Annotated in this window: 22 protein-coding genes and 1 pseudogene; 6 read left to right on the top strand and 17 right to left on the bottom strand. The window is 58.5% G+C overall.

Annotation, left to right across the window (positions count from 1 at the left end; genetic code table 11):
• Positions 1–28: 28 nt before the first annotated feature.
• The 10 genes and pseudogenes from crtB to B7L15_RS17885 form a co-directional block, all read right to left on the bottom strand.
• The gene (crtB, locus tag B7L15_RS17930) at positions 29–958 is read right to left on the bottom strand and encodes a 15-cis-phytoene synthase CrtB (protein ID WP_085920272.1); all 930 of its coding nucleotides are present in this window, start codon (positions 956–958) and stop codon (positions 29–31) included.
• Positions 948–2,441: a phytoene desaturase gene (locus B7L15_RS17925; RefSeq protein WP_085920271.1), complete on the bottom strand. Its 1,494-nt coding sequence runs from the start codon at positions 2,439–2,441 to the stop codon at positions 948–950. Before B7L15_RS17925 ends, crtB begins: the two co-directional genes overlap by 11 nt.
• Positions 2,438–3,628: a lycopene beta-cyclase CrtY gene (crtY, locus tag B7L15_RS17920; RefSeq protein ID WP_085920270.1), complete on the bottom strand. Its 1,191-nt coding sequence runs from the start codon at positions 3,626–3,628 to the stop codon at positions 2,438–2,440. The genes B7L15_RS17925 and crtY overlap by 4 nt, the downstream gene beginning before the upstream one ends.
• Before the next feature lie 60 nt (positions 3,629–3,688).
• Positions 3,689–4,750: a type 2 isopentenyl-diphosphate Delta-isomerase gene (fni, locus tag B7L15_RS17915; RefSeq protein WP_085920269.1), complete on the bottom strand. Its 1,062-nt coding sequence runs from the start codon at positions 4,748–4,750 to the stop codon at positions 3,689–3,691.
• Positions 4,740–5,240, bottom strand: coding sequence for a sterol desaturase family protein (locus B7L15_RS17910; RefSeq protein ID WP_254902981.1), 501 nt, complete (start codon positions 5,238–5,240; stop codon positions 4,740–4,742). Before B7L15_RS17910 ends, fni begins: the two co-directional genes overlap by 11 nt.
• A 15-nt stretch (positions 5,241–5,255) precedes the next feature.
• Complete coding sequence (locus tag B7L15_RS17905) at positions 5,256–6,464, bottom strand: ABC transporter permease (RefSeq protein ID WP_085920268.1); 1,209 nt, start codon at positions 6,462–6,464, stop codon at positions 5,256–5,258.
• Positions 6,461–7,363: pseudogene (locus B7L15_RS17900) on the bottom strand (ABC transporter ATP-binding protein); the annotation flags it as partial. The pseudogene B7L15_RS17900 and the gene B7L15_RS17905, both read right to left, overlap by 4 nt.
• An 84-nt stretch (positions 7,364–7,447) precedes the next feature.
• Entirely contained in the window at positions 7,448–8,338 is an 891-nt protein-coding gene (locus tag B7L15_RS17895; RefSeq protein ID WP_085920266.1) for a polyprenyl synthetase family protein, read from the bottom strand.
• Between the two features lie 180 nt (positions 8,339–8,518).
• The gene (locus B7L15_RS17890) at positions 8,519–9,751 is read right to left on the bottom strand and encodes a sensor histidine kinase (RefSeq protein ID WP_085920265.1); all 1,233 of its coding nucleotides are present in this window, start codon (positions 9,749–9,751) and stop codon (positions 8,519–8,521) included.
• A complete protein-coding gene (locus B7L15_RS17885) occupies positions 9,751–10,455 on the bottom strand; it encodes a response regulator transcription factor (protein WP_085920264.1) in 705 nt (234 codons plus the stop codon). Before B7L15_RS17885 ends, B7L15_RS17890 begins: the two co-directional genes overlap by 1 nt.
• A gap of 399 nt (positions 10,456–10,854) precedes the next feature.
• On the opposite strand from B7L15_RS17885, the gene B7L15_RS17880 reads away from it, so the two are divergent.
• Positions 10,855–12,696, top strand: coding sequence for a DUF3413 domain-containing protein (locus tag B7L15_RS17880; protein WP_085920263.1), 1,842 nt, complete (start codon positions 10,855–10,857; stop codon positions 12,694–12,696).
• Positions 12,697–12,698: 2 nt separating this feature from the next.
• Here B7L15_RS17880 and B7L15_RS17875 read toward each other — a convergent pair whose 3' ends face one another.
• The 6 genes from B7L15_RS17875 to B7L15_RS17850 all read right to left on the bottom strand — a co-directional run bounded on the left by B7L15_RS17875 (position 12,699) and on the right by B7L15_RS17850 (position 17,840).
• Positions 12,699–13,079 carry a hypothetical protein gene (locus B7L15_RS17875; protein WP_085920262.1) on the bottom strand — a complete coding sequence of 127 codons (381 nt, stop codon included), beginning with the start codon at positions 13,077–13,079 and terminating at the stop codon, positions 12,699–12,701.
• 121 nt (positions 13,080–13,200) lie between these two features.
• Positions 13,201–14,352, bottom strand: a complete 1,152-nt coding sequence (locus B7L15_RS17870; RefSeq protein ID WP_199284764.1) for an alpha/beta hydrolase — start codon at positions 14,350–14,352, stop codon at positions 13,201–13,203.
• 131 nt (positions 14,353–14,483) lie between these two features.
• Positions 14,484–14,909: a Rid family hydrolase gene (locus B7L15_RS17865; protein ID WP_085920260.1), complete on the bottom strand. Its 426-nt coding sequence runs from the start codon at positions 14,907–14,909 to the stop codon at positions 14,484–14,486.
• 78 nt (positions 14,910–14,987) lie between these two features.
• Entirely contained in the window at positions 14,988–16,370 is a 1,383-nt protein-coding gene (locus B7L15_RS17860) for an ATP-binding protein (RefSeq protein ID WP_085920259.1), read from the bottom strand.
• Positions 16,339–17,025 carry a response regulator transcription factor gene (locus B7L15_RS17855; protein ID WP_085920258.1) on the bottom strand — a complete coding sequence of 229 codons (687 nt, stop codon included), beginning with the start codon at positions 17,023–17,025 and terminating at the stop codon, positions 16,339–16,341. Before B7L15_RS17855 ends, B7L15_RS17860 begins: the two co-directional genes overlap by 32 nt.
• A complete protein-coding gene (locus B7L15_RS17850; protein WP_085920257.1) occupies positions 17,025–17,840 on the bottom strand; it encodes a MipA/OmpV family protein in 816 nt (271 codons plus the stop codon). Before B7L15_RS17850 ends, B7L15_RS17855 begins: the two co-directional genes overlap by 1 nt.
• A gap of 211 nt (positions 17,841–18,051) precedes the next feature.
• Between B7L15_RS17850 and B7L15_RS17845 the strand changes: the two genes are divergently transcribed.
• From B7L15_RS17845 to B7L15_RS17835, 3 genes are read left to right on the top strand one after another with little or no spacing between them, the layout of a single operon-like run.
• On the top strand, positions 18,052–19,173 hold the full coding sequence (locus B7L15_RS17845; protein WP_254902980.1) for an efflux RND transporter periplasmic adaptor subunit: 1,122 nt from the start codon (positions 18,052–18,054) through the stop codon (positions 19,171–19,173).
• Complete coding sequence (locus tag B7L15_RS17840; RefSeq protein WP_085920256.1) at positions 19,170–22,229, top strand: efflux RND transporter permease subunit; 3,060 nt, start codon at positions 19,170–19,172, stop codon at positions 22,227–22,229. Before B7L15_RS17845 ends, B7L15_RS17840 begins: the two co-directional genes overlap by 4 nt.
• 8 nt (positions 22,230–22,237) lie before the next feature.
• Positions 22,238–23,380, top strand: coding sequence for an amidohydrolase family protein (locus B7L15_RS17835; protein WP_085920255.1), 1,143 nt, complete (start codon positions 22,238–22,240; stop codon positions 23,378–23,380).
• A gap of 206 nt (positions 23,381–23,586) precedes the next feature.
• On the opposite strand, the gene B7L15_RS17830 is transcribed toward B7L15_RS17835, so the two are convergent.
• Positions 23,587–24,108 (bottom strand): hypothetical protein, encoded by a 522-nt coding sequence (locus B7L15_RS17830; RefSeq protein ID WP_422823505.1) that lies wholly within the window; start codon positions 24,106–24,108, stop codon positions 23,587–23,589.
• A 142-nt stretch (positions 24,109–24,250) separates the two neighbouring features.
• On the opposite strand from B7L15_RS17830, the gene B7L15_RS19625 reads away from it, so the two are divergent.
• A complete protein-coding gene (locus tag B7L15_RS19625; RefSeq protein WP_176243727.1) occupies positions 24,251–24,403 on the top strand; it encodes a hypothetical protein in 153 nt (50 codons plus the stop codon).
• Positions 24,404–24,431: 28 nt separating this feature from the next.
• On the top strand, positions 24,432–24,998 hold the full coding sequence (locus B7L15_RS17825) for a sugar O-acetyltransferase (protein ID WP_085920254.1): 567 nt from the start codon (positions 24,432–24,434) through the stop codon (positions 24,996–24,998).
• Positions 24,999–25,304 lie beyond the last annotated feature (306 nt).

Here is a 25,304-nt window from a genome sequence, read left to right as displayed (position 1 = left end):
GCGCGATGGGTCAGCCTATTGCCACCGCTCAGTCGCCCGGTCGCTGCCAGAGACCGCTAGGCCTTGGCGCTGGCTTTTGCCAGCGGGATGCCATCGCGTGAACGAGTCCCAGACCCAGCAGGCGCGCTTTGTCCGCCTTGCTGGTCGAGATGCGCGCGTCCCAGGCCAGAGCACCGTGCGTTTTCACCTTGATCCCGATTTCCCGATAGACGCCGTGGGCGGTGCCAATGGCCCAGGCGCAGCGAGGCGGCAAGGCCGTCAATCCACCGCGGGCGGCGTCATAGTAGGGTTCCGCCAGGTCGATCAGTTGTCGGGCCAGGCCTGCCAGGGCTTCACGATGCCTTGGCGCGGTCATCTCCTGGCGGGGAATGCCGGCTTCTTCCAGCCACTGGGCCGGCAGATAGCAGCGATCAATCTGTGCATCCTCGATGATGTCCCGGGCGATATTGGTCAGCTGAAAGGCCATTCCCAGGTCGCAGGCCCGATCCAGGGTCGCCTCATCCTTCGCACCCATGATCCAGGCCATCATGATGCCCACCACGCCGGCCACGTGATAGCAGTAGTCCAGGGTATCGTCGAGGGTGACATAGCGCCGCTGCTCCACGTCCATGGCGAAGCCGTCCAGGTGAGCCAGGGGATAGCGCTCGGGGATCCCGTGGTCGAGCGCCACCTCCTGAAAGGCGGCGAAAGCCGGGCTTTGCATGGGCTCCCCGGCATAGGCACGACGCGTCAGGTGTCGAAGCTCGTTTAGGCGCGTCTCGCTGCTTTCGCCCGTGGTTTCCTGAGCACGAAAGCCCAGCTGCTGGTCGTCGATCACGTCGTCGCAGTGGCGGCACCAGGCATAAAGCATCAGGGCGCTGCGCCGAGTGGCCGGGTCGAACAGCTTGGCGGCGGTGGCAAAACTCTTGGAGCCCACGGCGATGGTCTGTGCGGCATGCTGTCCTAGCTTATCGGTCATCGAGTCGCTCCAGCATCAGGCCCGCAGTGGCCTTGGCGGAACCGATCACGCCGGGCACCCCGGCCCCGGGATGGGTGCCGGCCCCCACGAGGTAGAGGTTGTCGATCTTGGCATCCCGGTTGTGGGGTCGGAACCAGGCGCTCTGGGTGAGAATCGGCTCCAGGGAGAAGGCGGAACCCAGGTGGGCGTTGAGCTCCTCGCGAAAATCCAGGGGCGTGAAGTGCCGACAGGTCACCAGGTGCTCCCGTAGCCCGGGAATATAGTGACGCTCCAGATATTCGAGGATGCGGTCGCGGTATATCGGCCCCTGGGTTTCCCAGTCGATGTTAGCCTTGCCCAGGTGCGGCACCGGTGCCAGGACATAGTGAGCGCTACAGCCTTCGGGTGCCATGCTCGGGTCGGTGACACAGGGGGAGTGCAGGTAGAGGGAAAAATCCTCCGCCAGGGTGTCCGCGTTGAAGATCTCGTCGATCAATTCCTTGTAGCGGGGGCCGAAGCACACCGTATGGTGCTCCAGGCCTTGCGGTGGCCTGTCCAGGCCGAAATAGATCACGAACAGTGACATGCTGAAGCGTTTGCGGCCCAGGGACCTGGCCTGGCGGGTGCCGCGGGAATGCCCGCTCAAGAGCCTGCTGTAGGTATGCATCACGTCTGCGTTGGAGGCCAGTGCATCCGTCGGGAAATGTCGGCCGTCCATCAAGGTGACGCCGCTTACCTGATCCCCTGCGGTTTCGATGTTTGCCACTTCCGCGTTCAGTTCGAGGGTGCCGCCGAGATCCTTGAACAGCTGGACCATACCCTGTACCAGGGCGCCGGTGCCGCCCCGGGGAAACCATACGCCCCACTCCCGCTCCAGGGCATGGATCAGGGTATAAATGGAGGAAGTGGCGAATGGGTTGCCCCCCACCAGCAGGGAATGAAAGGAGAAGACCTGGCGCAGATGCGGATCCTCGATGAATTTCGAGACCATGGAGTAGACGCTGCGCCAGGCCTGAAGCTTCGCCAGCTGCGGCCCGGCGGCGAGCATGTCGCGAAAGGCCAGAAAGGGCACGGCGCCGAGCTTGCGATAGCCCTCCTCGAACACCGCCTGGGAATAGCTCAGGAAGTGCCGATAGCCCTCCACGTCCCGAGGATTGCGCTCGGCGATCTGTCGCTCCAGGGCGGCCTGATCGTTGACGTAATCGAAGGCAGGGGCATCTTCCCAGCATAGCCGGTAGAAGGGCGTGACCGGCAGCAGTTCGACATAATCTGCCATGTGTTTGTCCGCCAGACGAAAGAGTTCTTCCAGGGCGGAGGGGTCGGTAATCACCGTCGGACCGGCATCGAAGGTGAACCCCTGGTCTTCATAGACATAGGCGCGGCCACCGGGCTTGTCGCGCTTTTCCAGCAGGGTGGTCTGGTAGCCGCCGGACTGCAGGCGAATCGCCAGGGCCAGGCCGCCGAAGCCGGCGCCGATCACCAGGGCACGTTGAGGCTGGGTCATGAGCGTATTCCGAAGAAGGTGGATGAAATCTTTTGTGGGGAATTCGCCCGCACCGCCTTGAGCGCTTCGCCAAGCGGCACCGGCGGCTTGCCCATCAGGATGCGCACTTTGTCGGCACGGGTCAGGCGTCCGGCGTAGAAGCGTTCGATCAGCGGTTCTGGCAGGCCGTAGAAACGTTGCATGACCTGCCAGCGCCGCGCCGGGCGGCCCGCCAGGAACAGCATGCGATTGAGCAGGCGAAAGTAGCCCTGGTGTTGCCATTCCCGGGCGGCGAAGGCATGGATGGCCTGGAACAGCGACGCCGCATCGAGCTTGCCAAGCTCGGCGATGCGTTCTGCCAGACCCATCGCCTGGGGCAGGGAGTACCCGGTGGTGGGGTGGAACAGACCGGCGCGCAGGCCGCTTCGTGGTTGGCCCTGGGCGTTCTGCCAGAAGGCACCGAACTCACCCGCCAGGATGATCGGCAGCACGCCGCTCTCTTCCCGCAGGGTTTCGACGATCCGCCAGTCGCGATCCCGCGCGTAGGCGCCAATATGCTCACGCAGTTGGGCCGCGTCCGCCTCCGGGCGGTCCACATAGTGGGTATCCTCGATCAGCAGGGTATCGTGGCTGAACGGCAGCACGTAGACGAACCGGTAGCCGTCCTGCTGGGGCACGCTGGCGTCCATGAGGATCGGTTCTTCCAGGCCGTGGGGCTTGTCCAGGCGGACTTCCTGGCCGAGAAAGGCCTGGTAGCCCAGGGTCAGGTGAGCGCTGTCGGTGGGACCCCGGCCGTCGATGACCGCTTTCGCGTGCAGCACCCGGCCATCCTCGAGTTCCACGCTATCCGTGGAAAGGCGGGCCACGCGCGTGTCGACCCACAGGTTGTCGCCCAGGGCCTCTTCCAGAACGCAGGCGAAATCCCGGGAGAAGATACTGGCGTAGCCCCCGTTCAACAGGCGCTCGCGGTGCGGGAAGATCACACGGTGCCGCGGCCAGCGACGACCCACCATGGGCGCCAGCCAGGCATGTTGGTCTGCGGAGAGATCGCCATCGTGAAACGACCAGGTGTGATGACCTCCGGGGCGACTTTCGCTTTCCAGCATCAGCAGGCGCAACTCTGGCTGCGCCTGTATCAAGCGCAGGGCGATCAGGCCGTTGGCCAGACCGCCCCCCACCAGTATCAGGTCATATCCTGGCGCGTTCATGAATCATACCTCGTCGCCAGCGACCGGCGCGGCAGGACAGGGGCGATGACGGCGATATACCTAGCCATGGGGCGCTTCCAGAGGGACGCCGCGATCATCCAGCAGCACCGCCGCACGCAGGGCATGCAGATCGGCGCTGCCGGTACAGAAACAGGCGATGCGCAGCTGCTGGATGATTACCTCGAAGTGCTCGATCACCGCCTGACTCGATTCGGTGGCACTCTCGAGCACTGCGGCGGCCTGGCCCACCAGGTCCGCGCCCAGGCGTATGGCCTTGGCGGCGTCCACTCCATCGCGAATGCCGCCGGAAGCGATCAAAGGCGTCTTCGGCAGGGTCTGGCGCACCGCTCGAATGGCCTGGGCGGTGGGGGTGCCCCAGCCGGCGAAGGCCATGGCGACCCGGCGCTGGTGCTCATTTGTCGCGCGTTCCGCCTCCACCGCCGCCCAGCTGGTGCCGCCGGCGCCGGCCACGTCGATCATCGCCACACCTTCTTCCACCAGCGCCCGGGCCACCTCGGGGGAGATACCCGCGCCGACTTCCTTGACCACCACCGGCACTTCGAGCGACGTGACCAGTGTGCCGATGGCCTGAAGTACGCCACACCAGTCCCGGTCGCCGCCCTGTTGCACGGCCTCCTGCAGGGGGTTGAGGTGGACGATCAATGCATCCGCCTCGATCATCTCCACCGCCCGGCGCGCCCAGTCGATCCCCTGGGGCTCCCGAAGCTGACCCGCGCCGATATTGCCAAGCAGTGGAATATCCGGGGCGATGCGTCGTAACTGCCTGGTCAGGCCATGATCGTTGCCAGACTGCAGAGCGACTCTCTGAGAGCCGATGGCCAGGGCGATACCCAGGTGTTGGGCGGCTTCTGCCAGGTGATGATTGATCGTTTTGGCCCGTTCGGCGCCGCCGGTCATGGAACTGATCAACAGCGGCGCCTTCATGGGTTTATCGAAAAGTCGTGCGCTCAGGTCAATCTCGTCCAGGTGCAGCTGTGGCAAGGCGCAATGGGCGAAGCGATAGTCGGCGAATCCCGTAAGGGTCCGAGCGTTAGCCCGACGAGCGTCCAGCACGATGTCGAGATGATCATTCTTGCGTTTCACCATACTGTCATCGGTCATGTCGCACTCCCTCTGGAGATGCAGCCCGTTGCTGCTTTAGGCGTTTTTTGAGTTTCCTGACATCTGGCGCGTAAAGGAAGCCGAAGGACACAGCCCCCTCTCGAGTACGCACGGCATGATGGATTCGGTGAGCTTGGACCAGACGCTTCAAATAGCCGCTCTTTGGCTGCCAGCGAATCGGCCAGCGTTGGTGAACCATACCGTCGTGAAACAGAGAGTAAGCGACGCCGTAAAGCGTGATGCCTGATGCGATAGCCATGAGTGGCGTCCAGTAAAGGTCCCCCACCGCAAACATGCCGACCACCACCAGCGAAAACACCACAACATACAGGTCGTTTTTCTCGAACACGCCCTCAGTAGGTTCGTGATGGGATTTGTGCCAGCGCCAGCCCCAGCCGTGCATAATGTACTTATGGGCGTACCAGGCGAACACTTCCATCCCCAGGAAAGCCGCTATCACAAGCATGAGCGTCCATAACCAGTCCATCATGTTTTACAACCTCTCTTAGGCCGGCGTCTTGAATAAGGGGAGGGCAGCTAACAGCAGGCTTACCAGTGCCACGGCGGCCAGGATGCCGCCTGGCTGGGCTAGCTGAGCCCAGCTGTCGCCGCGAATCAACGCTCCGTAAAAACCTTCAATCGCCCAGGCATTCGGCGTGAACAGGCTCACCGTCTGCAACCAATCAGGCATCATGAAACGTGGCACCATTGAGCCGCCTACGCTGGAAACAATGAGCACAAAAAACGAAGAAAAGGTTGTCGCCTGCTGCGTTGTTCGACACAGCGACAGGAGTAAAAGTGCCAGCCCGGCACTGGCGGCGGCGCAGGCAATTGCCATGACAATGACTTTCGCCAAAGCGCGCTCTATCTCCAGCCCAAACCCGAACCTGGCGACCAGGAAGATAGCGCTGGCCTGGAAAAATCCCAGACTCAACAAAAACAGAAACCGACCCAGCAGTAACCGCGAATGCGCCGCTTTGCTCAGTAGAAGGCGTTCGGCGATACCGTTTTGGCGCTCTTCCAAACTGACCATGCCCGCGTTCACGGCGGACAGTAACAGGAACAGAATGGCGGTGGCGCCGGCATAGTAGGCGATACCGCTGAGCCCAGATATTGACGCTGTCGCCTCGCCATAGACGGGATCTAGCTCGATAAGCAAGTCTTCGATCGCTGCCTCGCCCGGGTCCCTGGCCATGGCTTCCAGAGCGGCGTCCAGGCGTGCTTGTTGTTCGGGCGAGAAACCCTCAACCAGAGCTTCTGTGGTTTGCGCAAGACGCTGCACAAGAACCTGCGGTTGCTGGGAGACCAGGCTTTGGCGCAGCCAGCCCTGTAGAGACAGAGCGGCAATTTCACGGGTGGGTTCGCTGACAATAGTAAACAGCGGATCGTTGTCCGTGTTTGGTTGCCCGTGAACGATCACCCCCGTGTCGAAATTGCCTTGTTGCACCTGTTCCCGTAGTTGAGCGCGGCCCGAATCGAGTAGAGCCGTCATCTCCAGTTCTTCGGTCTGCGTCAGGTACTGCGCAAACTCTTGCATCTGTTGATCTTCGGTTTCCACCACAATACCGACCCGCAAGTGCAAGTCGCCTTCCGTAGCGCCGGAGAAGATGCTGGCAAAGATGGCGAATACCAGACTGGGCAAAGCAAATGCCATGAGTAACGCACCGCGGTCACGCCACAAGCCCAGGACCATCACTCGGAAAATTGCCCTCATGACACTGTCTCCACCGCAGTATCGCTTCGGGCACCGGTAACCTGCTGCATCACGTTTTTTAATCCGGGTCGGCGTATCGATACCTCGGCAATGGCCTCACGTGCTCCGCCCAGGTCGCGGTAGAGGTGGTCGATCAATCTATCCAGCGGCAGGTCACTTTCCAGCCACCATTCACTGCTCTCATCACTACTCTCATCACTGCGAGGGCGAAAACCCATCTCCTGCAGCCGCTCACAGAGTGCCGGGGGCAGCATGTGAACCGTACGCACAACGAATAGCTGACGGTTGCCGAAGGTTTCCTGTATCAACGCCTGGGGCTCGTCCAGGGCTTTCAGTTGGCCTTGATGAAGAAGGGCGACGCGGTGGGATAGCACTTCAGCTTCATCTAACTCATGGGTCACAACGACCACGGCCACACCTTGCTCGGCGCGGCGGCGAATAAGGTCGTGGATTGACAGGCGCACACCCAAGTCGACCCCGGCCGTGGGTTCGTCCAGCACGAGCAGAGAAGGGTGGGAGACCAGGGTGGCTGCCAGGTGTAAGCGCCGCTGCATACCACCGGACAAGTGGTCGACCCGCACATCGGCGTTGTCTGTTAACTCGATTTCTTCCAGCGCTTGACTGACCCGGGCGGGCATCTGGTGGCGGCTGACACCTGTGCAGCGCGCGAAAAACGCCAGGTTCTCCCGCCCCGTCAAGTGCCGGTATAAACCCAGGAACTGGGGGGTGAAGCCGATGGAGTGTTGATAGGCCTTACCCGGAGAAAGCGCTTTTCCGGCAATGAATATTTGCCCGGAACGGGGGCGCAGCTTGCCGGTAATGGCGCGCAACAATGTCGATTTCCCGGCACCATTAGGCCCGAGGATACCGAGTATTTCGCCTGGACGTACCTGTAAAGAAACGTCGTCTAAGGCGCTGTGGCTGCCGTAGACAACCCGTAGTCGATCAATGGTGAGTGCTGCAGTCGTCGTCATTCGCAAGGTCTAAACCCCAAGCCTTTGCGCCGCACCGTTGAAGGCAACGAACTGTTGTTCCACGAGCGCTGCGAGTGAGGATTCATCGTATCCGGCTCTACGCAATTGCTCTCTTGCCATGGCTTGTGCATTGCTCAATGCGCCGCGAACTTCTTCGGGTGTGTAAAGAGAAAGCAAGGTGGTTTTCGCCGCATCCTGCTCTACGTCCTTACCTGTCTCCTGCACAAAGGTACTGTGATCCAACATATCATCGTAAAGCTGAAACAGCAGACCAAAGGCACGGGCAAAGCGCGTCAATGCATCTATCACTTCTGTATCCTGCCCCCGAAGTCGTGCACCGGTAACGACAGCAAACTCAAACAGGCAGCCTGTTTTCTGGTGGTAAAGTTGCTCAATGGCGCTCTTGGTGCCCGCGGGGTGATTTTGTAAATCAGCGATCTGCCCGCCCACTAATCCCATAGAACCAATAACATGACTGAGGTGAGCGCTAACGGCGACTTTGGTGGAAGCATCCACGTTGGGGCAATCGGCGATAACCCCGTACGCGAGGTTGAGGAAGTTGGTTGAGGCAAGAATGGCGGTGCTCTCGGAAAAGCGTATATGCGTGCAGGGGCGGTCGCGGCGCATAGTCGCATCGTCCATGCAGGGCAGGTCGTCGAGAATCAGCGAAGCGGTATGCACCAGTTCCGACACGCAGGCCATACGGAGGGTGTGACTGTCAGTGGCCACATTCGCAGCTAGAAGCGTAAGCAGCGGGCGCAAGCGCTTGCCTGAACCCAACAGGGCGTAATGCATGCCTTGATGCAGATGCGTGGGCGATGTTTCCTGAGCTGGCATAAGCTCCAGCAAGGTTGCGTTGACCATGCTCTTTAGATGGACAACATCCATCGGTGGCGTCATTGAAACTTGTCTCTTTCTACCTTGAGACGCGACAGGCGCGGACTCTGCGGCGGACGCTTGCGGCTTGCGTATAAAGGTCACCCTGTACCCCCCGGTTGCCTACCTATGCGGCCGTAATAAAGTCAGAGCTGACTTCCTTGAACCGCCATTTGAAGAATTGTATTAACCTGGTCTTTTGGATCACCATGAAAGACGGGCGACGACATGCTTCTCATCAGCGAGTAGCGAAAACGACCAGCCATTGCGCTCACAAAGCCGTTGCACGATACCCAGACCAAGACCATACCCCCGCGACGAGGACACCTCAGTCGGCGCGTGCCGCTTTTCAGCGTCACTGCTCACCTGATTGGTGACCAGGAGCTCATGCTCTTTAATACGAATCGTGATCGGGCCGTGCGTGTGGAGCGTATGCTCGAACGCATTTCGCACCAGATTATTGACCGCAATAGAAAAAGCCTGCGGATGTCCGTTGACTTTGGGGTTTGCGAGTTCGTCGATATCCACATCGACGAACTGGCGGGTCAGCAGGTAGCGCTGCTGATCAATAGCCTTGCTCACCAGCGGCATCACTAAAAACTGCTCGTCATATAACCCGTCGTCGGTTTCGCGAGCGAGGCACAAGAACATTTCAATCGTGGTTTTCATATCGAGCGTTGCGCGCCTCACTCGATCAAGCGCCTTCACATCGGTCGCTGACAGGTTGCTTTGTTCCAGCAGCTCAAGTGCGCCTGTTATGACCGTGATCGGCGTCCGTAACTCATGACTGGCTGAACTGGTAAAGTATCTTTCCCTCTCAACAAATGCGCTGATACGCTCAAGCGTCTTCTCGATGGTCCTGGCGAGCACGCCAACCTCATCATCACCGAATCGGCTGGCCTCTATGCGTTTATGATCTTCGGCCGATAGTCGTTCCGGGTCGATGTCTGCGACCGCTTCGGCGAGTTGCGCCACGGGGGCGACGGCTTTGCGCATAACCACCACGCCCAGCGCGAAACCAAGCGTCGCGAGCGCTCCAACGGCACCGGTAATAAAAAGCAGCCACCACCAATCCTCTGACGACGCCGCTTCAATCCCGGCAACATCGAACACCACAAAGCCGTGTTGCTGGTCATTGTCGGTAGGTACTACCGCGACATGCAGTTCTTTTTCTTCGAATTCGTACAACCCTTCATGGGGATTGGTTTGCGCCCATTCCCGCAGTGATTCAGGCAAGCGACCGATCTCATCGTATCCGCGAAGGTTCATCGGCATAGCGGGGTAGCTCTCTGCGGCACGCTGCAGCTGATGCTGGAGCACCCGGTCTTCGGTAAACCTGATCGCCGCGAAGAAAGCGAGCCCCCAGGCCACGCTCAGTACAGCTACGCACACTGCAAATGCAATGGCGACACGGGTGCGTAAACTGTGCCGGTACATTACTGAGTATCCTCTGCAATTCGGTAACCGATGCGATGCACGGTGTGAATTAACGGACTATTAAACGGCCTATCGATAGCCTGGCGCAGCTTGTACAAGTGCGAGCGAAGCGCATCGCCATCGGGGCGCTCCTCAGCCCACAACAAGGTTTCGAGGTCATCGCGAGCCACAACAGACGGCGCTTCTTCCATCAAGCGTTGCAGTAGTCGCATGCCGGCAGGGGTAAGGTCGATGCGCTGACCCGCACGATGCACTTGCAGCGTGGATCTATTCATCGTCAGATCACCAACCGTCAACAGGTCGTCAGTCTTTCCGTGACTACGTTTGCAAAGCGCCTGCAGTCGCGCATGTAGCTCTTGTAAGGCGAATGGCTTGACCAAATAGTCATCGGCGCCCGCCTCGAACCCCTTAAGCTTATCGTCAAGCGTGTCTCTCGCCGTTAGCATGAGCACGGGCGTTTCTACTTTTGCATCGGCCCGCAGCTTTGTGCAGAAACTTAGGCCATCCATCCCCGGAAGCATCAGGTCCAGGACGATAACGTCGAACGGATTCGTCAACGCGAGGTACATCGCGCTGATACCGTCATAGGCAAAATCCACAACATAGCTATGCTTTTCAAGATACGCAGCGATGTTCTCGCAAATGTCGCGGTTGTCTTCGACAATCAGCACTCTAACCGGTGCCGCTCCAAGCACGTTTCCCATCTGCTGATCTCCCTTTTCAGGCATAACCCGGTCGCAGACCCATTAGTGGCTCGGCCTCGCTGCCTTGATGAAACTTTGACAGGTTAGCAAAGCGGATGTGACTAAAACGTCGCTGAAATGTGAAAGCGACAATCTAGTGACAATAACAAATGCGAATCGGACGGTGCCGGCTTATTCGGCACCGTGTCTGACCTTTTGGTCGGACGCCAGCGCTCGCATGGATTGATCTTCGTCGCATGGGACGAGGCTGTACGGTAATGCGTCTTTAAGAAGTCTTGGCGGGGGTCGGAACGATAAAGAAGTATTGCGTAAGTCTTCAGTAAGTGAGCGGCTGTGACAGTCAACACGCTTTCCATTCAACGTTGACTGAAGGGCCTCTGGTCTTTGGAGACTTCGCGCATGATCTACCGACTCCTGCACCGGTGGCGCTGGCTTGGCGCCTGGACCCTGGCCAACCTGCTGCTTACCTGGATGATCTCGCTGCGCTATGTCGGCTATATCCAGCCCGAGGGGGCCGAGCAGTGGAGCTACCTGCTGATGGTTTTCCTCGGCCATCTCTCGCTGCTGGTATGGCTGGCCGCTCTGCCGATGTTCCTGCTGGCCACGCTTTTACGCGGCATCGGACTATGGCTGATGACGACCCTGTGGGCGAGTGGCCTGCAGCTGTTGCTGCTGCTTGATACTTTCGTCTACGCTCAGTATCGCTTCCACCTGAGCGGCTTCATCCTTGACCTGCTGCTCAACGCCGGGGGAGACGTGTTCAGCTTCTCATGGGTTGCCTGGGCACTGGCCGTCGGTGGCGTGCTGGGCATGTTGGCGGTGCAGGGTGGTCTCGGGCTGCTGTTCAGGCGGCGTCCACCGTCACGGCCTGTGGGCGCAATGCTGGTAGTGAGTTTGTTGGCCCTGCTGGGTGTGCACGGTTGGCATGCCTGGGCGGATGCCCACTACGACCGCGACATCACCGGCATGACGCGTCATGTGCCGGTCTTCTATCCGGCCACTGCCAAGCGCTTCTTCGTCAAGCACGGGTGGGTCGACCCCCAGGCGGTACGTGATCGGGTGGATCTCGAGGCGACGGAGGGCGAGGCGCAGGATTTGGTCTACCCCTCCGCGCCCCTGAGCTGCTCGCCGTCGGTGTCTACCGACAACCTGCTGCTGGTACTGCTGGATACCCTGCGTCACGACATGCTCACGCCTGAGGTGATGCCGAATCTTTACCGGTACGCCCATCAACCCGGTTGGTTCAGGGCACGTGAGCATATCAGTGGTGGCAATTCCACCAAGGCCGGCGTCTTCAGCCTCTTCTATGGCCTGCCCGTCACCTACTGGGATGCATTTACTGCCAGCCAGACACCCCCGGTGCTGATGGAGCGATTAAAGGCCGCCGATTACCGCTTTCAGGTCCTCTCTTCGGCGACGTTGGTGAGCCCTGCCTTTGACCGTAACGTTTTTGCCGGCCTCAAGGATGTCTCGCTGGAGCCAGCAAAGGGCGAGCCCTGGGAGCGCGATCAGCAGGTCACCGATGACTGGCTAGCCTGGATGGACAACGAAGAGGCAAAGTCAGATGAGCGCCCGTTCTTTGGTTTCCTGTTCTATGACGCCGTGCACGGCTATAGCCATCCGCCAGACTTCCCGCGCTTCACGCCCTATTGGGAGCATATCAACCACCTGAGCCTGGGGCCTGACTTTGATCCTGAACCTTACTGGAACCGCTATCGCACGGCAGCGCGCTATGTGGATCAGCAATTGGGGCGGGTACTCGATGACCTGGAACGCCGTGGGCGGCTTGAGGATACGGCGATTGTGATTACCTCCGACCACGGGGAGTCCTTCAACGAACATGGCAAGAACTACTGGGGGCATGGCAGCAACTATACGCCGGAGCAGGTCCAGGTCCCGCTGGTGATGCATTTGCCGGGACGCTCCGGTGGTGCGCTGAAGCGGCGAACGCACCACGCCGATATCGCACCGACGCTGCTCGAGGAACTGCTCGACTGTGAGTCGGCGCCTCAGCATTACACCCTGGGGCAAAGCCTGTTGAACGTCGAACCCCATCGCGACTGGATGCTTTCAGGCAGCTACATGGGTTATGGCATCTTGATGCCCGACTATCAGGTGGCCGTGCACCCGACAGGTGCCTTCGCAGTCTATGACTACCGCATGAACGAGCTTGACGATATCGAGCTTGAGGCCCGGGTGTCGAACGAAGTACTCAGGGCGCTGTCGAGCTTCTATCGCTAATTCTATGCCAACATATATATAACGACGAGAGATCCAGTACCTGCCACTCCTATTATATTGGTGAGCTCTACTATCTCATCCTCAATATTACTCAGCAGCCAAGCTGTCGTGTCTTTTGAAGTTATTTTGGAAAACATTAAGGCTGTCGTGCTAGCTTCAACACTGAAGACGGCAATGATGATTTCAATTGACTTTGCATTAAGCATGATAATGGGTAAAGCTAGAAAAAGAGTTAAAGAAGTTGCTATGCGTAAAGCAAAGTGCTGTAAATGGCTTAAGCTTTCAGGAGCATCAGATAACCAAACGTTTGAAAATAAAGTCTTCTCTTCCACGCGTCGCGTTAGAAAAAAATACTTGGATAGTGAAGACTTGGATATAAGCATGTTATTTCACCTGTTTTTTCTCAACGTTCATGTGCTATACGGTGATCGCTCGACCTTCGTTACTATTGATCGGGCGGCTCACCTCAAGGAATCCTGCTAACTTCAGTCGATTTTTCGTCGCTTAGTCACCTGTCACCTCGCGGATATTATCGAGGAGTTCGAGAAAATAAGGATTCCAGGTTAATCGGGCATGGTATTTGTCCGCATCGCGCTGCCCCCATGCGCTAAACCACAGGGTGTCAGGGTCATCGGGCGGGGTGAGGTCGTCCTGGCCGTTTTCCAGCATGAGGTAGCTTCCCGCTTCCCCGTAATACCTATTCTCCGGCGCAAACAGCACATTCATGTGGGAAAAGTTGCTGATCCGCCGGTCGGGCAGGTAGCTGGTGAGGGGCGTAACGCGGGGATCGTCGAGGTGAGCCGGGGTGTCGCCGTACCATACGAAGCGTGATGACGGATGAGTAAAGCGGGTTTGAAAGGCATCGAGCGTCGCGTCGGGGTCGAGAACGCTGTCGTGCTGGCTCATGGTCATCAGCACGGGCTTATCGAAGCGCTCGGCATGGAGGTTTTTTTGCACGGCACTGACCGAGCGATAATACAGCGAGGCACCGCGCGACGGCAGCGACCGGTACGTGACGATATTGTCCTCGTCGTCGATGTCGAGCCAGTCCCAGAAATGGGCAATCGCCGGGGCAAGAAACAGGTAGTGGCTGTCGGGGTAAAAGCCTGGGGAAAACAGCAGCAGCCCGTCGACATTGTCGTCGTGGTACGCATGGGAGGTGACCAGGTTGCCTCCGGTCGAGAAGCCACCCAACCAGAGTTCATCAACTTCATCTGCAAGCAGCTTGGTGTGATGGGCAACGGCGCTTTCCCAATCGTCATGGTCCGGCAACATCAGGTCGGCGGGGCGGCTGCCATGGCCGGGCAACAGAATCGAACGTACCAGCCAGCCGTCTTCCGCCATGGCGCTGGCCATATCCGTGAAATACCAAGGGCTTGAGCCCAATCCGTGCACGAACAGGATGCCGCGTTTTGCCTGTGTCGCCGGACGGCGCTCAAACGGTGCGTTGAGCGCTATCTCGCGGTGGCGGTCGTCGCCGATGAAGGCGCGATTGTCGGCAATCCACGCCCGGGTGTCGCGAACGTACTCATCGAAGCTTGGTTGATCATGGCGCGGCAGGCTGCCCGAAGGTTGGAAACGCGGGGAGTCCGGCGGTACGGCGCAAGAGGCCAGCAATACCAGGGCGGAAAGCAGTACGCTTAGGCGAAGAAACATGGAAGTCTCCATCGGTGGGTGCTTACCTTTGTCAGCGCGTCGCTATGCGTTGCTTACCGGGAATGGTCGGGTAAACGGGCGAGGCGTTAGCTTACAAGCAGAACAAGGACGCCATGAGCGCCGACGATGATTCAGTTGTTCAAGGTGAACCCTGGCAGCACCGCTTCGGCCTCGATAGCGATCAACCATTCCGGTTCGGCTAGGCCGTGTACCATCAGCCATGTGGCCGCTGGTGGCGCACTGGAGAAGCGGCGCTTAAGCGCTTCCATTACCACGTCCTGCTCGTAACGGGCCGATTCGGCCAGATAGATTCTCAGCATCACTACCCGCGAAAGGTCGCCATCAAGGTTCAATAGCAACCGTTCGACGTTGTCCAGTGCGGCCTCTGTTTGCGCTGCCAGCTCAGGCCCCGCCAAGTGGCCCTGGGTATCGACGCCTACCTGGCTGGACATCAGCACCCGGCATCCACCCTGGACCAGCACGGCCTGGCTGTGCCCTTCGTCCAGGGTATCGGGCAGGTTGGTCGGATTCAGGGGTTGGCGCCTTAAGATTTGCATAGCAACCTCGTTGGTAAGCTGATGGTTATCACGATCACTCGATCCATTGGGCGTGATGCGCTACAGAGCGCTTTTAAATCAATCGCTATCATTGGCATCGCTCGCTTTGCATAGCGTCATGGCCAAACCGGGGTGGGCGTTGTGGGCCGTAAGCACCCAACCGTGTGCCATGGCAATCTCCTGGCAGATGGCCAGCCCCAACCCAGCGCCATGGTCGCGCCGATGCGCCCCACGCCAGAAACGTGAGAACAGCAGGGCCAATTGTTCTGGTTCGACGCCTGGGCCACGGTCACGCACAGTTATTATATTTTCCTGGATCTCCATGCTGACGAGCGTCTGTTCGGGAGCATGCTGAATAGCGTTCTCCAGCAAGTTCTTGAGCAGGGTGAAGCATGCCCCGCGATCGGCCTTCCATGTCACTCCTTGATCCGCGGCAAGCACCGTTAAATGAACGTCGGCGGATTCCGCCATGCGTTGCAAGTAGGTGGAAGCTTCGTGGGCGATGTCGTGCATTCGAACAACGCTAAACTGGTAGTTGTGCGCCTCGCTCGCTTCGGCCAGCAGTAGCAGTTGTTGCACCTGCCGGGTCATGTACTCGACATCGCTCAATAGCGCCTGGCGGTCATTTCGCCCTTCCTCAAGCAACTCAACCTGCCCGCGGATCAGCGCCAGGGGCGTTTTTAACTCGTGGGCCGCGTGGCCGAGAAACTCCTGCTGGAGGCGATAACCACGCTCAAGGCGTTCCAGGGCGTGATTGAAGCTATGTACCAGCGGGGCAATTTCCACAGGCACGGCGTCCGTATCGAGCCGGGCGTCTATAGAGCGCGGCGAGATAGCCGCCGCCGATTTGGAAACATCGCGCAGCGGCTTGAGGGTTAAGCGCAAGGTAATGTAGGCGCATAGACCGAAGGCAACGAACATGACAAAGCCAAACACCAGTACGCCCGCTGCCACCAGTGGAAAGGCGACGAGATAGAGGACATCAACGAATCTTGAACTGGCGACGAACTGCAGATACCACGTTCTTCCACCATGCTCAAAGGGCTCCGTGGCGCCGTAGAAAGTTCTGTCATCATACTCAAAGGAAAAGGTGCCACGCGCCAAACGTAGAGCCTCGCCGTCGGCTGGCCAGAAAGCTTCTCCGGCACTCGAGGCCACTGCCACGTTCCCGGCATCATCCAGAATCCGGTACGCCGTCTCGCGTTGTGGGCCTTCGTAGAGCCAAGCGCGGTCGTTCATGCTGGCGTCGAAACCGACGGGCCGGCCACGACTGTCGAACTCGATATTATCCACCAGCCCCTCGGCCGCGTCGGCCATATCCATACGAGGCAGTAGATCGCTCTGAAGCACCACTGCGGCGGCAATGACCAGCAGTGTGATACTCAGCACCATACCCGCCAAATAGGCCAGCAGCACCTTCAGCCTCAGGCTATTGAGCGTCATCCGCTTGACGAAGCGCATATCCCATCCCTCTGACGTTGGCGATCCGCTGGCGCGAACCGATAGCAAGAAGCTTTCGGCGCAAACGGTGCAGGGCGACATCCAGGGCGTTCGGTGTCACCGCCTCACTTAGCCCCCAGGCCGCCGCCTCCAGCGCGCTGCGGCGGACTACCTCATCGTGCTTGTATAGCAGCAACTGCATGATGTGCAGCTCCGCCGGCGCGAGGGTAATGCTCTTGTCGCCGCTAAACAGAACGCCGCTTTCCGTATGCAGTCTCAGGTCGCCATAACTCGTATCGATGGGGTGGAATTCCACCGGGCGGCGCAGCAAGGCACGGACACGTGCCACCATCTCATCCATGGCAAACGGTTTGGGAAGGTAGTCGTCGGCACCGGCTTCGAGGCCTTCTAGCCGGTCATGCAGCGCATCGCGGGCCGTTAACACCAGGCAGGGCACGCTAAGGCCCGCGTTGCGCAACTTCTTGAGCAATAGCAGCCCATCGCCATCCGGCAAGCCGCGATCGAGCACCAGTGCCTGGTAGGGCATCTGCTGCACGGCAGCCCAAGCCGAATCAATGCGGTCGACCACATCAACGGCGATGCCAGCGGCCACCAACCCATTGCACATCAAATGCGCTAGCCGGTCGTGGTCCTCGATCAACAGTATGCGGCTCATCAGAAGGTATAAAGATAGCCAGCTAACACGGCGTTTTGGGTCGAACGATCCACCAGCGGGCTATCTTTGATTTCGTCCGCCAGGCTCGTGACCTCAACACCTATCAGCACAGAGTGATGCTGGTCAAACTGGTACACGCCGCGCACCCCCGCCTCGATATTGACACCCGATTCCCCTGAATAGGCAGGGCGATCGAAGCGAACTTCACTATCGCGAACGCCGAAGTAGTAATCGATGTTCTTGTCGTCCTGCCAGGACGCTCCCACGTGTGGGGTTAGCATTATATGCTCGCCGAATTCCCACGTTCTCTCCAGGCCTAGGTCGAAGCGCTGCCCGTCGCTGTTGCCGGAGGCGTCGGTGAGCCATTCGGCGCTGACCTCGAACAGCTCGTTTTCCCACTCCACGTTGGCCCCCGCCCAGAAGCCCCCTTTGCGCTCGTTCATGCCGTTGAGAATTTTGGCGTCGCCTTGCTCGTAGCCGCTCTCATCGTACTGGGCGACGATACCGAAATTGAGCTGTTGTGAGTTGCTGATGACAAGACTCGGCAGTTTAAATTCGATTTCCGGACCGAAGACACTAATGTACCGGTTTTCGACCTGGAACAAGGGGAAGGGGGTGTTTTCCCTGTCGATACCGGCATAGGGGTCCTGTTCGCTTATTGCACCTATGCCCAATCCCCAAGTGGTTCCGTCTGAATATTCTTCGTCAGCGAACGCCAACGGAGAGGCAATAACAAGACCACCAATAAAGGTGGCGGTTGCCAATCTCATAGTGATGAGGCGGCCGTTCAGCAATAGCGACTGATGAGAACTCATGGTTGCACTCCTAGCATAGTGTGTAAGTGAGAACGGTATGGAAGTGCCATCATCAGGAGCGCTATCTTACGCGTTTCTTACTGGTGCCGGATTTTTTAAAACGTTACCTCAGTAAGAAATGAGAAAGGAAGGCAGGCCGATAGTGGTTCAAAAGAAATGCTTGATGTCGTTTTTCATTAACGAACAGAACATTTTGGAACAGGCCTGAATTATGTCACCTCCGACCAGAAAAATGTATTTCGGCATTATGATTGTCGTGATCGCCAGCGCTGCCGCGCTGGCGTGTATGCAGGCGGTGTCGTCGGAAAGCGATGCCGTCGCCGAACCGACGGCGCAGCCCTCACTATCCGTCAACGTGACGACCTTAGAATCTCAGACACTTCCGACGACGATTGCGGCCAATGGTGATATCGCGGCGTGGCAGGAGATCAGTATCGGCACCGAAATTAGCGGCCTGCGGCTGGTAGACGTCAAGGTAGATGTGGGTGATGAGGTTAGGGAAGGGCAAGTGCTGGCCGTTTATAACGACACCACGGTGCGCGCAGAGCTGGCGAGAAGCCGCGCCGCCGTGGCGGAAGCCGAAGCAACGCTTGCGGAAGCAACGGCCAACGCCCAGCGTGCCCGCGGTTTGAAAACCACCGGATCGCTTTCAGAACAGCAGATTCAGCGATATGAAACCGCCGAGCTCACCGCACGAGCGCGGCTAGATGTTGCACAAGCCGAGAATGAAGCTCAAGCGCTACGCCTGGCGCAGACGGAGGTGGTCGCCCCGGACGATGGCTTAGTTACCTCCCGTACAGCCACCGTAGGCGCTGTCATCGGCACTGATCAGGAGCTGTTTCGGTTGACGCGCCATGGTCGCCTGGAGTGGCGGGCAGAGGTCGCCGCGTCCGATCTGAATAAGCTGCGACCGGGCCAGACTGCCAGGGTCACCGTGCCCGGTGGATATGAGCTCGAAGGGCGCTTGCGCACCATCGCGCCGCTAGTGGACACCGCTACCCGCAATGGCCTGGTCTATGTCGACCTTCCAGTAAGCGACGTCGCCCGAGCGGGCATGTTTGCAAGGGGTAAATTCGAGCTGGGCACCCGCCAGGTGATGACGCTACCCCGCGCCGCGGTTCAGCTACGCGATGGCTTTGGCTACGTCCATCGCGTCAGCGATGAAGGCCAGATAACGGAGCAGAAAGTTGCCCTCGGCCAGCACACTGAGGATCGAATCGAAATTGTCTCAGGGCTTGAGCCCGATGACCGGGTTGTTGCCTCTGGCGGTGCGTTTCTCGGCAATGGTGACCAGGTGCGGGTGATTGAGACCGACGTCGAGGAGGGGATATGACGTTGAATACCTCATCCTGGGCGATTCGCAATCCTATTCCGGTGGTTCTGCTCTTCATCCTATTGACCTTCTGGGGGCTCATTTCCTTCCGAGGCTTGTTTATTCAGGACTTGCCGGATGTGCAGCTGCCCCTTGTGGAGGTCTCCGCCTCGTTGCCGGGGGCGGCCCCTGCCTTAGTGGAGAACGAGGTTGCCCGCAAGATCGAGGACGCCATCGCTACCATATCCGGCGTCAAAAACATCTCTACAACGCTGACGGATGGCAATGCCGACATTGCTATCGAATTCAGGCTGGAAAAGTCCTTGCAAGAGGCTCTTGAGGATGTGCGCGACGCGGTTGCTCGCATTCGCACGGAGCTACCCGCCGACCTGCGTGATCCAGTGATTCGGAAGGGTGAGTTTTTCAGTGAGCCGATTGTACGCTACGCGGTGACCTCCTCCGATCTAGACGATGAGGCACTCTCCTGGTTCGTCGATGACAAAATGACCAAGGCCGTCTTGTCGGTGCCAGGCGTTGGCTCGGTTCGGCGTATCGGCGGGGTCGATCGCGAAGTCCGCGTGGCATTGGATCCGGACCGCCTGCTGGCACTGAATACGACAGCGCTGGATATCTCACGCCAGCTGCGCCAGGCGCAGTTGGAGGCGCCCGGTGGACGTGTGGATGTCGGCGGCGCCGAACAGGCCGTGCGCATCATTGCCAACGCTGAATCCGCCGCCGAGCTGGCGGCAATGGAGTTGGCGCTCAGCGACGGTCGGCGCATTCGCCTTGATGAGGTGGCGACGGTTACCGATACCGTGGCCGAGCGGCGCTCGATGGCATTGCTTGATGGCGCGCCCGTTGTCGGCGTCGAGATGACCCGTGCCGAGGGGTACGGCGAGGTGGATGTGGCCGAGGGGGTGCAGTCTGCGCTCGCGGCGTTGCAGGTGCAATATCCCCATGTCGAGATCGAAGAGGCCTTCAATTTCGTCGGGCCGGTGCTGGAGAACTATCAAGGCTCCTTGCACATGCTATTCGAGGGGATGGCGCTGGCGGTGCTGGTGGTGTTCTGCTTCTTGCGCAATTGGCGGGCGACACTGATTGCGGCGGTCACGCTTCCTCTCTCGATCATCCCCACCTTCGCGTTCATGCACCTGATGGGCTTCACGCTCAATGTGGTGACGTTGCTGGCGCTCTCGCTGGTGATCGGGGTGCTGGTGGACGATGCCATTGTCGAGATTGAGAACATCGAACGCCACCTGCTAATGGGCAAGCCCCCGCGCCAGGCCGCCATGGACGCGGCGGCGGAAATTGGCCTGGCTGTCGTCGCCACCACCTTTACATTGATTGCCGTGTTTCTGCCCACCGCCTTCATGAGCGGCACCGTCGGGCAATTCTTCGTTCAGTTCGGTTGGACGGCCTCGGTAGCGGTGCTGTTTTCGCTGCTGGTGGCGCGCCTGCTGACGCCCATGCTGGCTGCATATCTGCTGCGCGCACCCCAACACCCCCCTCACGATCCAGCTTGGATCAGCCACTATCTGGTCGTTGCCCGTTGGTGCCTGCGCCACCGTAAGACAACGCTCCTCGCGGCGGCGGCCTGTTTTGCAGGCGGTATCTGGCTGGCCTCGACCCTGCCGGGAACCTTCATACCCCCCGATGATAATTCCCAGACGCAGGCGACGCTCACCTTGCCGCCCGGTAGCACCTTGTCTGAAGCGGTGGCGCTTGCCGAGCAGGCACGCTCACGGCTGGTGACGCAACGGCATGTCGTCAGCGTTTTTGCGGCCATCGGTGAGAACTCCGGCAGCAGTGACTTTGATGTGACCTCTGTGGAACTGACCATTGGTTTGGCGGAACGCGCAACCCGCGCGGACGTTACTCAGCAAGACATAGAGCAGCAGTTGCGCGTTGCACTCGCCACACTTCCCGGCGTGCGAACTCGCGTAGGCGACGAGGGGGATGGCTATGAGTTGGTGCTCGCCGGTGAGGATAGCCGGGTGCTTGAACTGCATGCTCGCCAAGTCGAGCGGGAGATGCGCGCTATTCCCGGCATCGGTGCGGTGAGTTCGACGGCCAGCCTGGTCAGGCCTGAACTCATTGTACGCCCTGATGTTGCCCGCGCCGCTGATCTTGGGGTCTCGGCTCAGGCCATCGCCGACACGCTGAGCATCGCAACCGTGGGCGACAACGCTGAGGACCTTCCTAAGTTGAACTTCAGCTCGCGTCAGGTGCCGGTGATGGTCCGACTGGCGGATGCCGCGCGGGAGGATATGGCGACCCTTAAACGGCTACCCGTGCCTGGCGCGAACGGACCCGTGCCGCTGGAGAGCGTGGCTACCTTTGAGTGGAGCAGCGGCCCTTCGGAGATTACCCGGCATGATCGTCTGCGCAACGTCAATTTCGAGGTGAGCCTGCAAGGGCAGCCTTTGGGGGAAATCGAACAGGCCGTGCAGGCACTGCCCAGTTTACGTCAGTTGCCGCGCGGCGTGTTTCTGGCCGCAGAAGGCGATGCGGAGGAAATGGAGGAGCTTGCCTCAAGCTTCGGTATTGCCATGCTGACCGGCGTGCTGTGTATCTACATGGTGCTGGTGCTGCTGCTCAAGGATTTCACGCAGCCGGTCACCATTCTGGTGGCGCTGGTGCTCTCCATCCCCGGGGCTTTCCTGGCGTTGTTCCTCACGCAGACGCCCGTGTCGCTGCCCGCCATGATCGGATTGATCATGCTGATGGGCATCGCCACCAAGAACTCGATCCTGCTGGTCGACTACATCATTATCGCCCGCCGGGTGCATGGGTTGGAACGTGTGGACGCCATTGTTGATGCCTGCAAAAAACGTGTCCGGCCCATCGTGATGACCACCATTGCCATGGGGGCGGGCATGATGCCGATCGCCTTGGGCTGGGCGGGCGATCCCAGCTTCCGGGCTCCCATGGCCTTTGTGGTCATTGGTGGGCTGCTCACTTCAACGCTTTTGAGCCTGCTGGTTATCCCGGTGGTGTACAGCTACGTGGATGACATCGGCAATATCCTGGGGCGGTTCAAGCTGCGCCCAAACCACGCAACGCAAACATCGGAGTAGAAATTGTCATGAAACAGATCGAAAAAAAACTAAAGAGTCTGACAATGGGACGCCGCAGTTTTCTAACTGGCGCGGCGGCACTTGGTGTTGGTGCCGGGTTGTCCGCGCCTGCCATTATCTCCAGTGCTGCTGCGACAGAGAAATCGGTCATCGCATTGCGAGACCAGGATCTGCCATTTATCGCCACGGAAGAGACCTATACTACCGAGGAACTGATCGCGCTGAACGCGATTAACGATCAACACGTAGAGTACCTCAGGGAAACGGGTCTTGCAGAACTTGGCCCTGGCCGCATCGGCGCAATGGATAAGGCGGGGATCAATGTTCAAATCCTCTCCGCGCATACGCCGGGCGTGCAGAATGCCCCTGGTCAGGAGGGCATCGATTTCGCCTATCGTCTCAACAAGATGATTGCCGATGGCCCGATGGCCACCTACCCGGGGCGGTACCAGGCCTATGCAACCTTGCCTCTGCAGAACCCGGAAGCATCAGCGGACGAACTGGAACGCGCCGTTCGGGAAGATGGCTTTCTGGGGGCCATGACCAATGGATTCATTGGCAACAAATTCCTCGACCACCCGGATTTCGAGCCACTTCTGGCGCGCGCCGAGGCACTTGATGTGCCGATATACCTGCATCCAGGCTTCCCCCCGGAAGACGTGTTCAATATTTATTACAACACCATGCGGCCAGGGTATGACCAATTGTTCCAGAACTACATTTTCAGCGGTTCAGGATATGGATGGCACCAGGAGGTGCTGACTCAATGTCTTCGACTGATCATCACTGGGGTGTTCGATAAATTTCCTAAACTGCAGATGATTATCGGCCATATGGGAGAGGGCCTGCCGTTCTACTACGAGCGTATCGTGGGAGATATGAGCGAGTCGACTGAAGACTCGCTGAACAAGCCTATCGGGCAATACTTCAGTGACAATTTCTGGTACACAACCAGCGCATTCTTCCAGGATGAACTGCTTCATCTTTTGCTGAGGTACATCAGTGTGGATCGGGTGATGTTTGGAACGGATTACCCGTTTGCAGACATGAAGCAAGGCACCGACTGGTTTAGAGCGGTGGATCTGCCCCGTGACGCCAAGGAAAAAATTGCGTTCCGGAATGCAGAAAAGCTGTTTGGAATAAAGGTCTGACGCACCGGCTCGGGATCGAATGATGCCGATTGGTTTTGGTGTCAGCGGGGCCATAATCGGAGATCACTTTGGCTGTCGCTCAAGGGTACAGCAAAAGGATGCCAAGCAAGGCCTCTTGCCTCCTTGCGCCCCTACCCGCTGCTAGAGGCTTCCACCTATTTTGATCGCTCGAAGCAAGCCGGTGTGAGCGTCATGACGCTGATAACCTAATCATCGCGGCTTAGTGACTTTGCCGGGTCCTCTGCAATAACAACCAGTTCCCGGTCATTTTCCAGCGTTGCCAGGGCAACTTGATAGCAGTCTTCGATATGACGGTTGCCCATCATCTTCATGGCGGTGTAGCTGATGCCGCCTGCCACGGCGCTGCCAACGAAGGGTACGAACTTGGAGACGCCTTTTGCAGCGACCCTGACGCCCATCTTCTGTAGCAGCATCACGATCAGCTTTTTGGTGATGTATTTCCCCGCCATCTTGCTGCCCGTGTTGGAAATGGCCGTCATCACGAACAGCTTGGCTTCGGTATCCAAACCTTCGATTTGATCAGGCGTTAGCCCGAACTGGTGATTAATCCTGGGGATCAGCCGCATCAAGATGGCGACGTCTGAGCCTACATCCACCCCCGGCAGGGGGATGATCGCCGCGCCGGCTGAAAGGCGTGAGCTGTTCGTGACCATTGCCTGGCACGACTGCTTGATGGCATCCAGGTCTTCCCGTGACGTGATCATCATGCGTTCCTCCTTCTCGCGAATGATAGGCGCTTGGCTAACGGCGAGCAGAGACGAGAGAACCGCTATGTTAACCACCCAAAACGTTTAGTTTCTATAGGTAATCTATGCGTATCAGTATGCTATTAAACGGCGGTAAACCGCCATGGCCTTCCTGGTCATTGGCGAATTGATCACATCTACGCTTCTGAGCCAGCTAGTGATTCCCGTTGTCTACCGTGGTGTCGATGATATCGTGAACTTGCTGCACCGCTCGACGACGAACCGGCGCGAGACAATAAAGGCCGAGGTTGATTAACATGGGGCTCTAGCAAGGAAAGCGACTAATGCGAACAGAAAAAGACAAGATGCTAGCAGGAGAACTCTATAATCCTGCTGACCCGGTATTGAGAAAAGAGCAGGAGGAAGCAAGGCGCAAAGTGAGGCAGTACAATCAAGTACTGGAAACCGACGCTCAGCGCTTGAAAGCGTTAAAAGAGTTATTTGGCTCTACAGGGGAGTGTCTTTATGTAGAGCCCAATATTCGCCTGGACTATGGATATAATATTCATGTTGGTGAAAACTTCTTTGCCAATTTCGACTGCATACTGCTGGATGTTTGTGAAATACGCTTTGGCGATAACTGCATGCTGGGGCCGAATGTGCAGATTTATACGGCCACGCATCCCCTCGATCCGCATGAGCGCAATGCGGGTAAAGAGTACGCAAAGCCGATTAGGTTTGGAGATAACGTCTGGATTGGTGGCGGTGCCATCATTAACCCGGGCGTTAGCGTAGGCAATAACGTTGTTATTGCGTCGGGTGCCGTCGTTATTGAGGATGTGCCGGATAATGTGGTGGTCGGCGGTAATCCTGCTCGGGTAATTAAAAACATTGAAGTTGATAGAGCGTAATATTGAGTTAGCGTTGAAGTAAGGAGTTGTCTTCACCTCTCTTTGCTTTATCCATATCAGCTGGAGTCAATGGAAGAATGCACTGCAGTGCGTCAGCAAACAGTGCATTTACCAGTTAGAAGGCTAGAGGAAAGGGCTTACATTTTACTGAATCCGTGAAGCCGGCGCCGACACTTTCCCTATCACCGCCAGCGAGCACTTTTTGATCATTCGCCCCGTGCAAGTTGGCTTTCGCAAGCCCGTTATTGCCAAAACCCACCGTGCTGATCGGTGCTGACGGCCCGTTTTGTCATGCCTTTCCACCCG

It is taken from the genome of Halomonas sp. CSM-2, from assembly GCF_002119345.1.
Lineage (GTDB): Bacteria > Pseudomonadota > Gammaproteobacteria > Pseudomonadales > Halomonadaceae > Vreelandella > Vreelandella janggokensis.
The sequence above is the reverse complement of the archived record's forward strand: the minus strand, read 5'-3'. Positions and strand labels throughout refer to the sequence as shown.

What these genes read in the sequence shown, in the direction of transcription:
- crtB (WP_085920272.1), bottom strand. Translation starts at nt 958, where the DNA reads ATGACCGATAAGCTAGGACAGCATGCCGCACAGACCATCGCCGTGGGC.
- B7L15_RS17925 (WP_085920271.1), bottom strand. Translation starts at nt 2,441, where the DNA reads ATGACCCAGCCTCAACGTGCCCTGGTGATCGGCGCCGGCTTCGGCGGC.
- crtY (WP_085920270.1), bottom strand. Translation starts at nt 3,628, where the DNA reads ATGAACGCGCCAGGATATGACCTGATACTGGTGGGGGGCGGTCTGGCC.
- fni (WP_085920269.1), bottom strand. Translation starts at nt 4,750, where the DNA reads ATGACCGATGACAGTATGGTGAAACGCAAGAATGATCATCTCGACATC.
- B7L15_RS17910 (WP_254902981.1), bottom strand. Translation starts at nt 5,240, where the DNA reads ATGATGGACTGGTTATGGACGCTCATGCTTGTGATAGCGGCTTTCCTG.
- B7L15_RS17905 (WP_085920268.1), bottom strand. Translation starts at nt 6,464, where the DNA reads ATGAGGGCAATTTTCCGAGTGATGGTCCTGGGCTTGTGGCGTGACCGC.
- B7L15_RS17895 (WP_085920266.1), bottom strand. Translation starts at nt 8,338, where the DNA reads ATGACGCCACCGATGGATGTTGTCCATCTAAAGAGCATGGTCAACGCA.
- B7L15_RS17890 (WP_085920265.1), bottom strand. Translation starts at nt 9,751, where the DNA reads ATGTACCGGCACAGTTTACGCACCCGTGTCGCCATTGCATTTGCAGTG.
- B7L15_RS17885 (WP_085920264.1), bottom strand. Translation starts at nt 10,455, where the DNA reads ATGGGAAACGTGCTTGGAGCGGCACCGGTTAGAGTGCTGATTGTCGAA.
- B7L15_RS17880 (WP_085920263.1), top strand. Translation starts at nt 10,855, where the DNA reads ATGATCTACCGACTCCTGCACCGGTGGCGCTGGCTTGGCGCCTGGACC.
- B7L15_RS17875 (WP_085920262.1), bottom strand. Translation starts at nt 13,079, where the DNA reads ATGCTTATATCCAAGTCTTCACTATCCAAGTATTTTTTTCTAACGCGA.
- B7L15_RS17870 (WP_199284764.1), bottom strand. Translation starts at nt 14,352, where the DNA reads ATGTTTCTTCGCCTAAGCGTACTGCTTTCCGCCCTGGTATTGCTGGCC.
- B7L15_RS17865 (WP_085920260.1), bottom strand. Translation starts at nt 14,909, where the DNA reads ATGCAAATCTTAAGGCGCCAACCCCTGAATCCGACCAACCTGCCCGAT.
- B7L15_RS17860 (WP_085920259.1), bottom strand. Translation starts at nt 16,370, where the DNA reads ATGCGCTTCGTCAAGCGGATGACGCTCAATAGCCTGAGGCTGAAGGTG.
- B7L15_RS17855 (WP_085920258.1), bottom strand. Translation starts at nt 17,025, where the DNA reads ATGAGCCGCATACTGTTGATCGAGGACCACGACCGGCTAGCGCATTTG.
- B7L15_RS17850 (WP_085920257.1), bottom strand. Translation starts at nt 17,840, where the DNA reads ATGAGTTCTCATCAGTCGCTATTGCTGAACGGCCGCCTCATCACTATG.
- B7L15_RS17845 (WP_254902980.1), top strand. Translation starts at nt 18,052, where the DNA reads ATGTCACCTCCGACCAGAAAAATGTATTTCGGCATTATGATTGTCGTG.
- B7L15_RS17840 (WP_085920256.1), top strand. Translation starts at nt 19,170, where the DNA reads ATGACGTTGAATACCTCATCCTGGGCGATTCGCAATCCTATTCCGGTG.
- B7L15_RS17835 (WP_085920255.1), top strand. Translation starts at nt 22,238, where the DNA reads ATGAAACAGATCGAAAAAAAACTAAAGAGTCTGACAATGGGACGCCGC.
- B7L15_RS17830 (WP_422823505.1), bottom strand. Translation starts at nt 24,108, where the DNA reads ATGATGATCACGTCACGGGAAGACCTGGATGCCATCAAGCAGTCGTGC.
- B7L15_RS19625 (WP_176243727.1), top strand. Translation starts at nt 24,251, where the DNA reads ATGGCCTTCCTGGTCATTGGCGAATTGATCACATCTACGCTTCTGAGC.
- B7L15_RS17825 (WP_085920254.1), top strand. Translation starts at nt 24,432, where the DNA reads ATGCGAACAGAAAAAGACAAGATGCTAGCAGGAGAACTCTATAATCCT.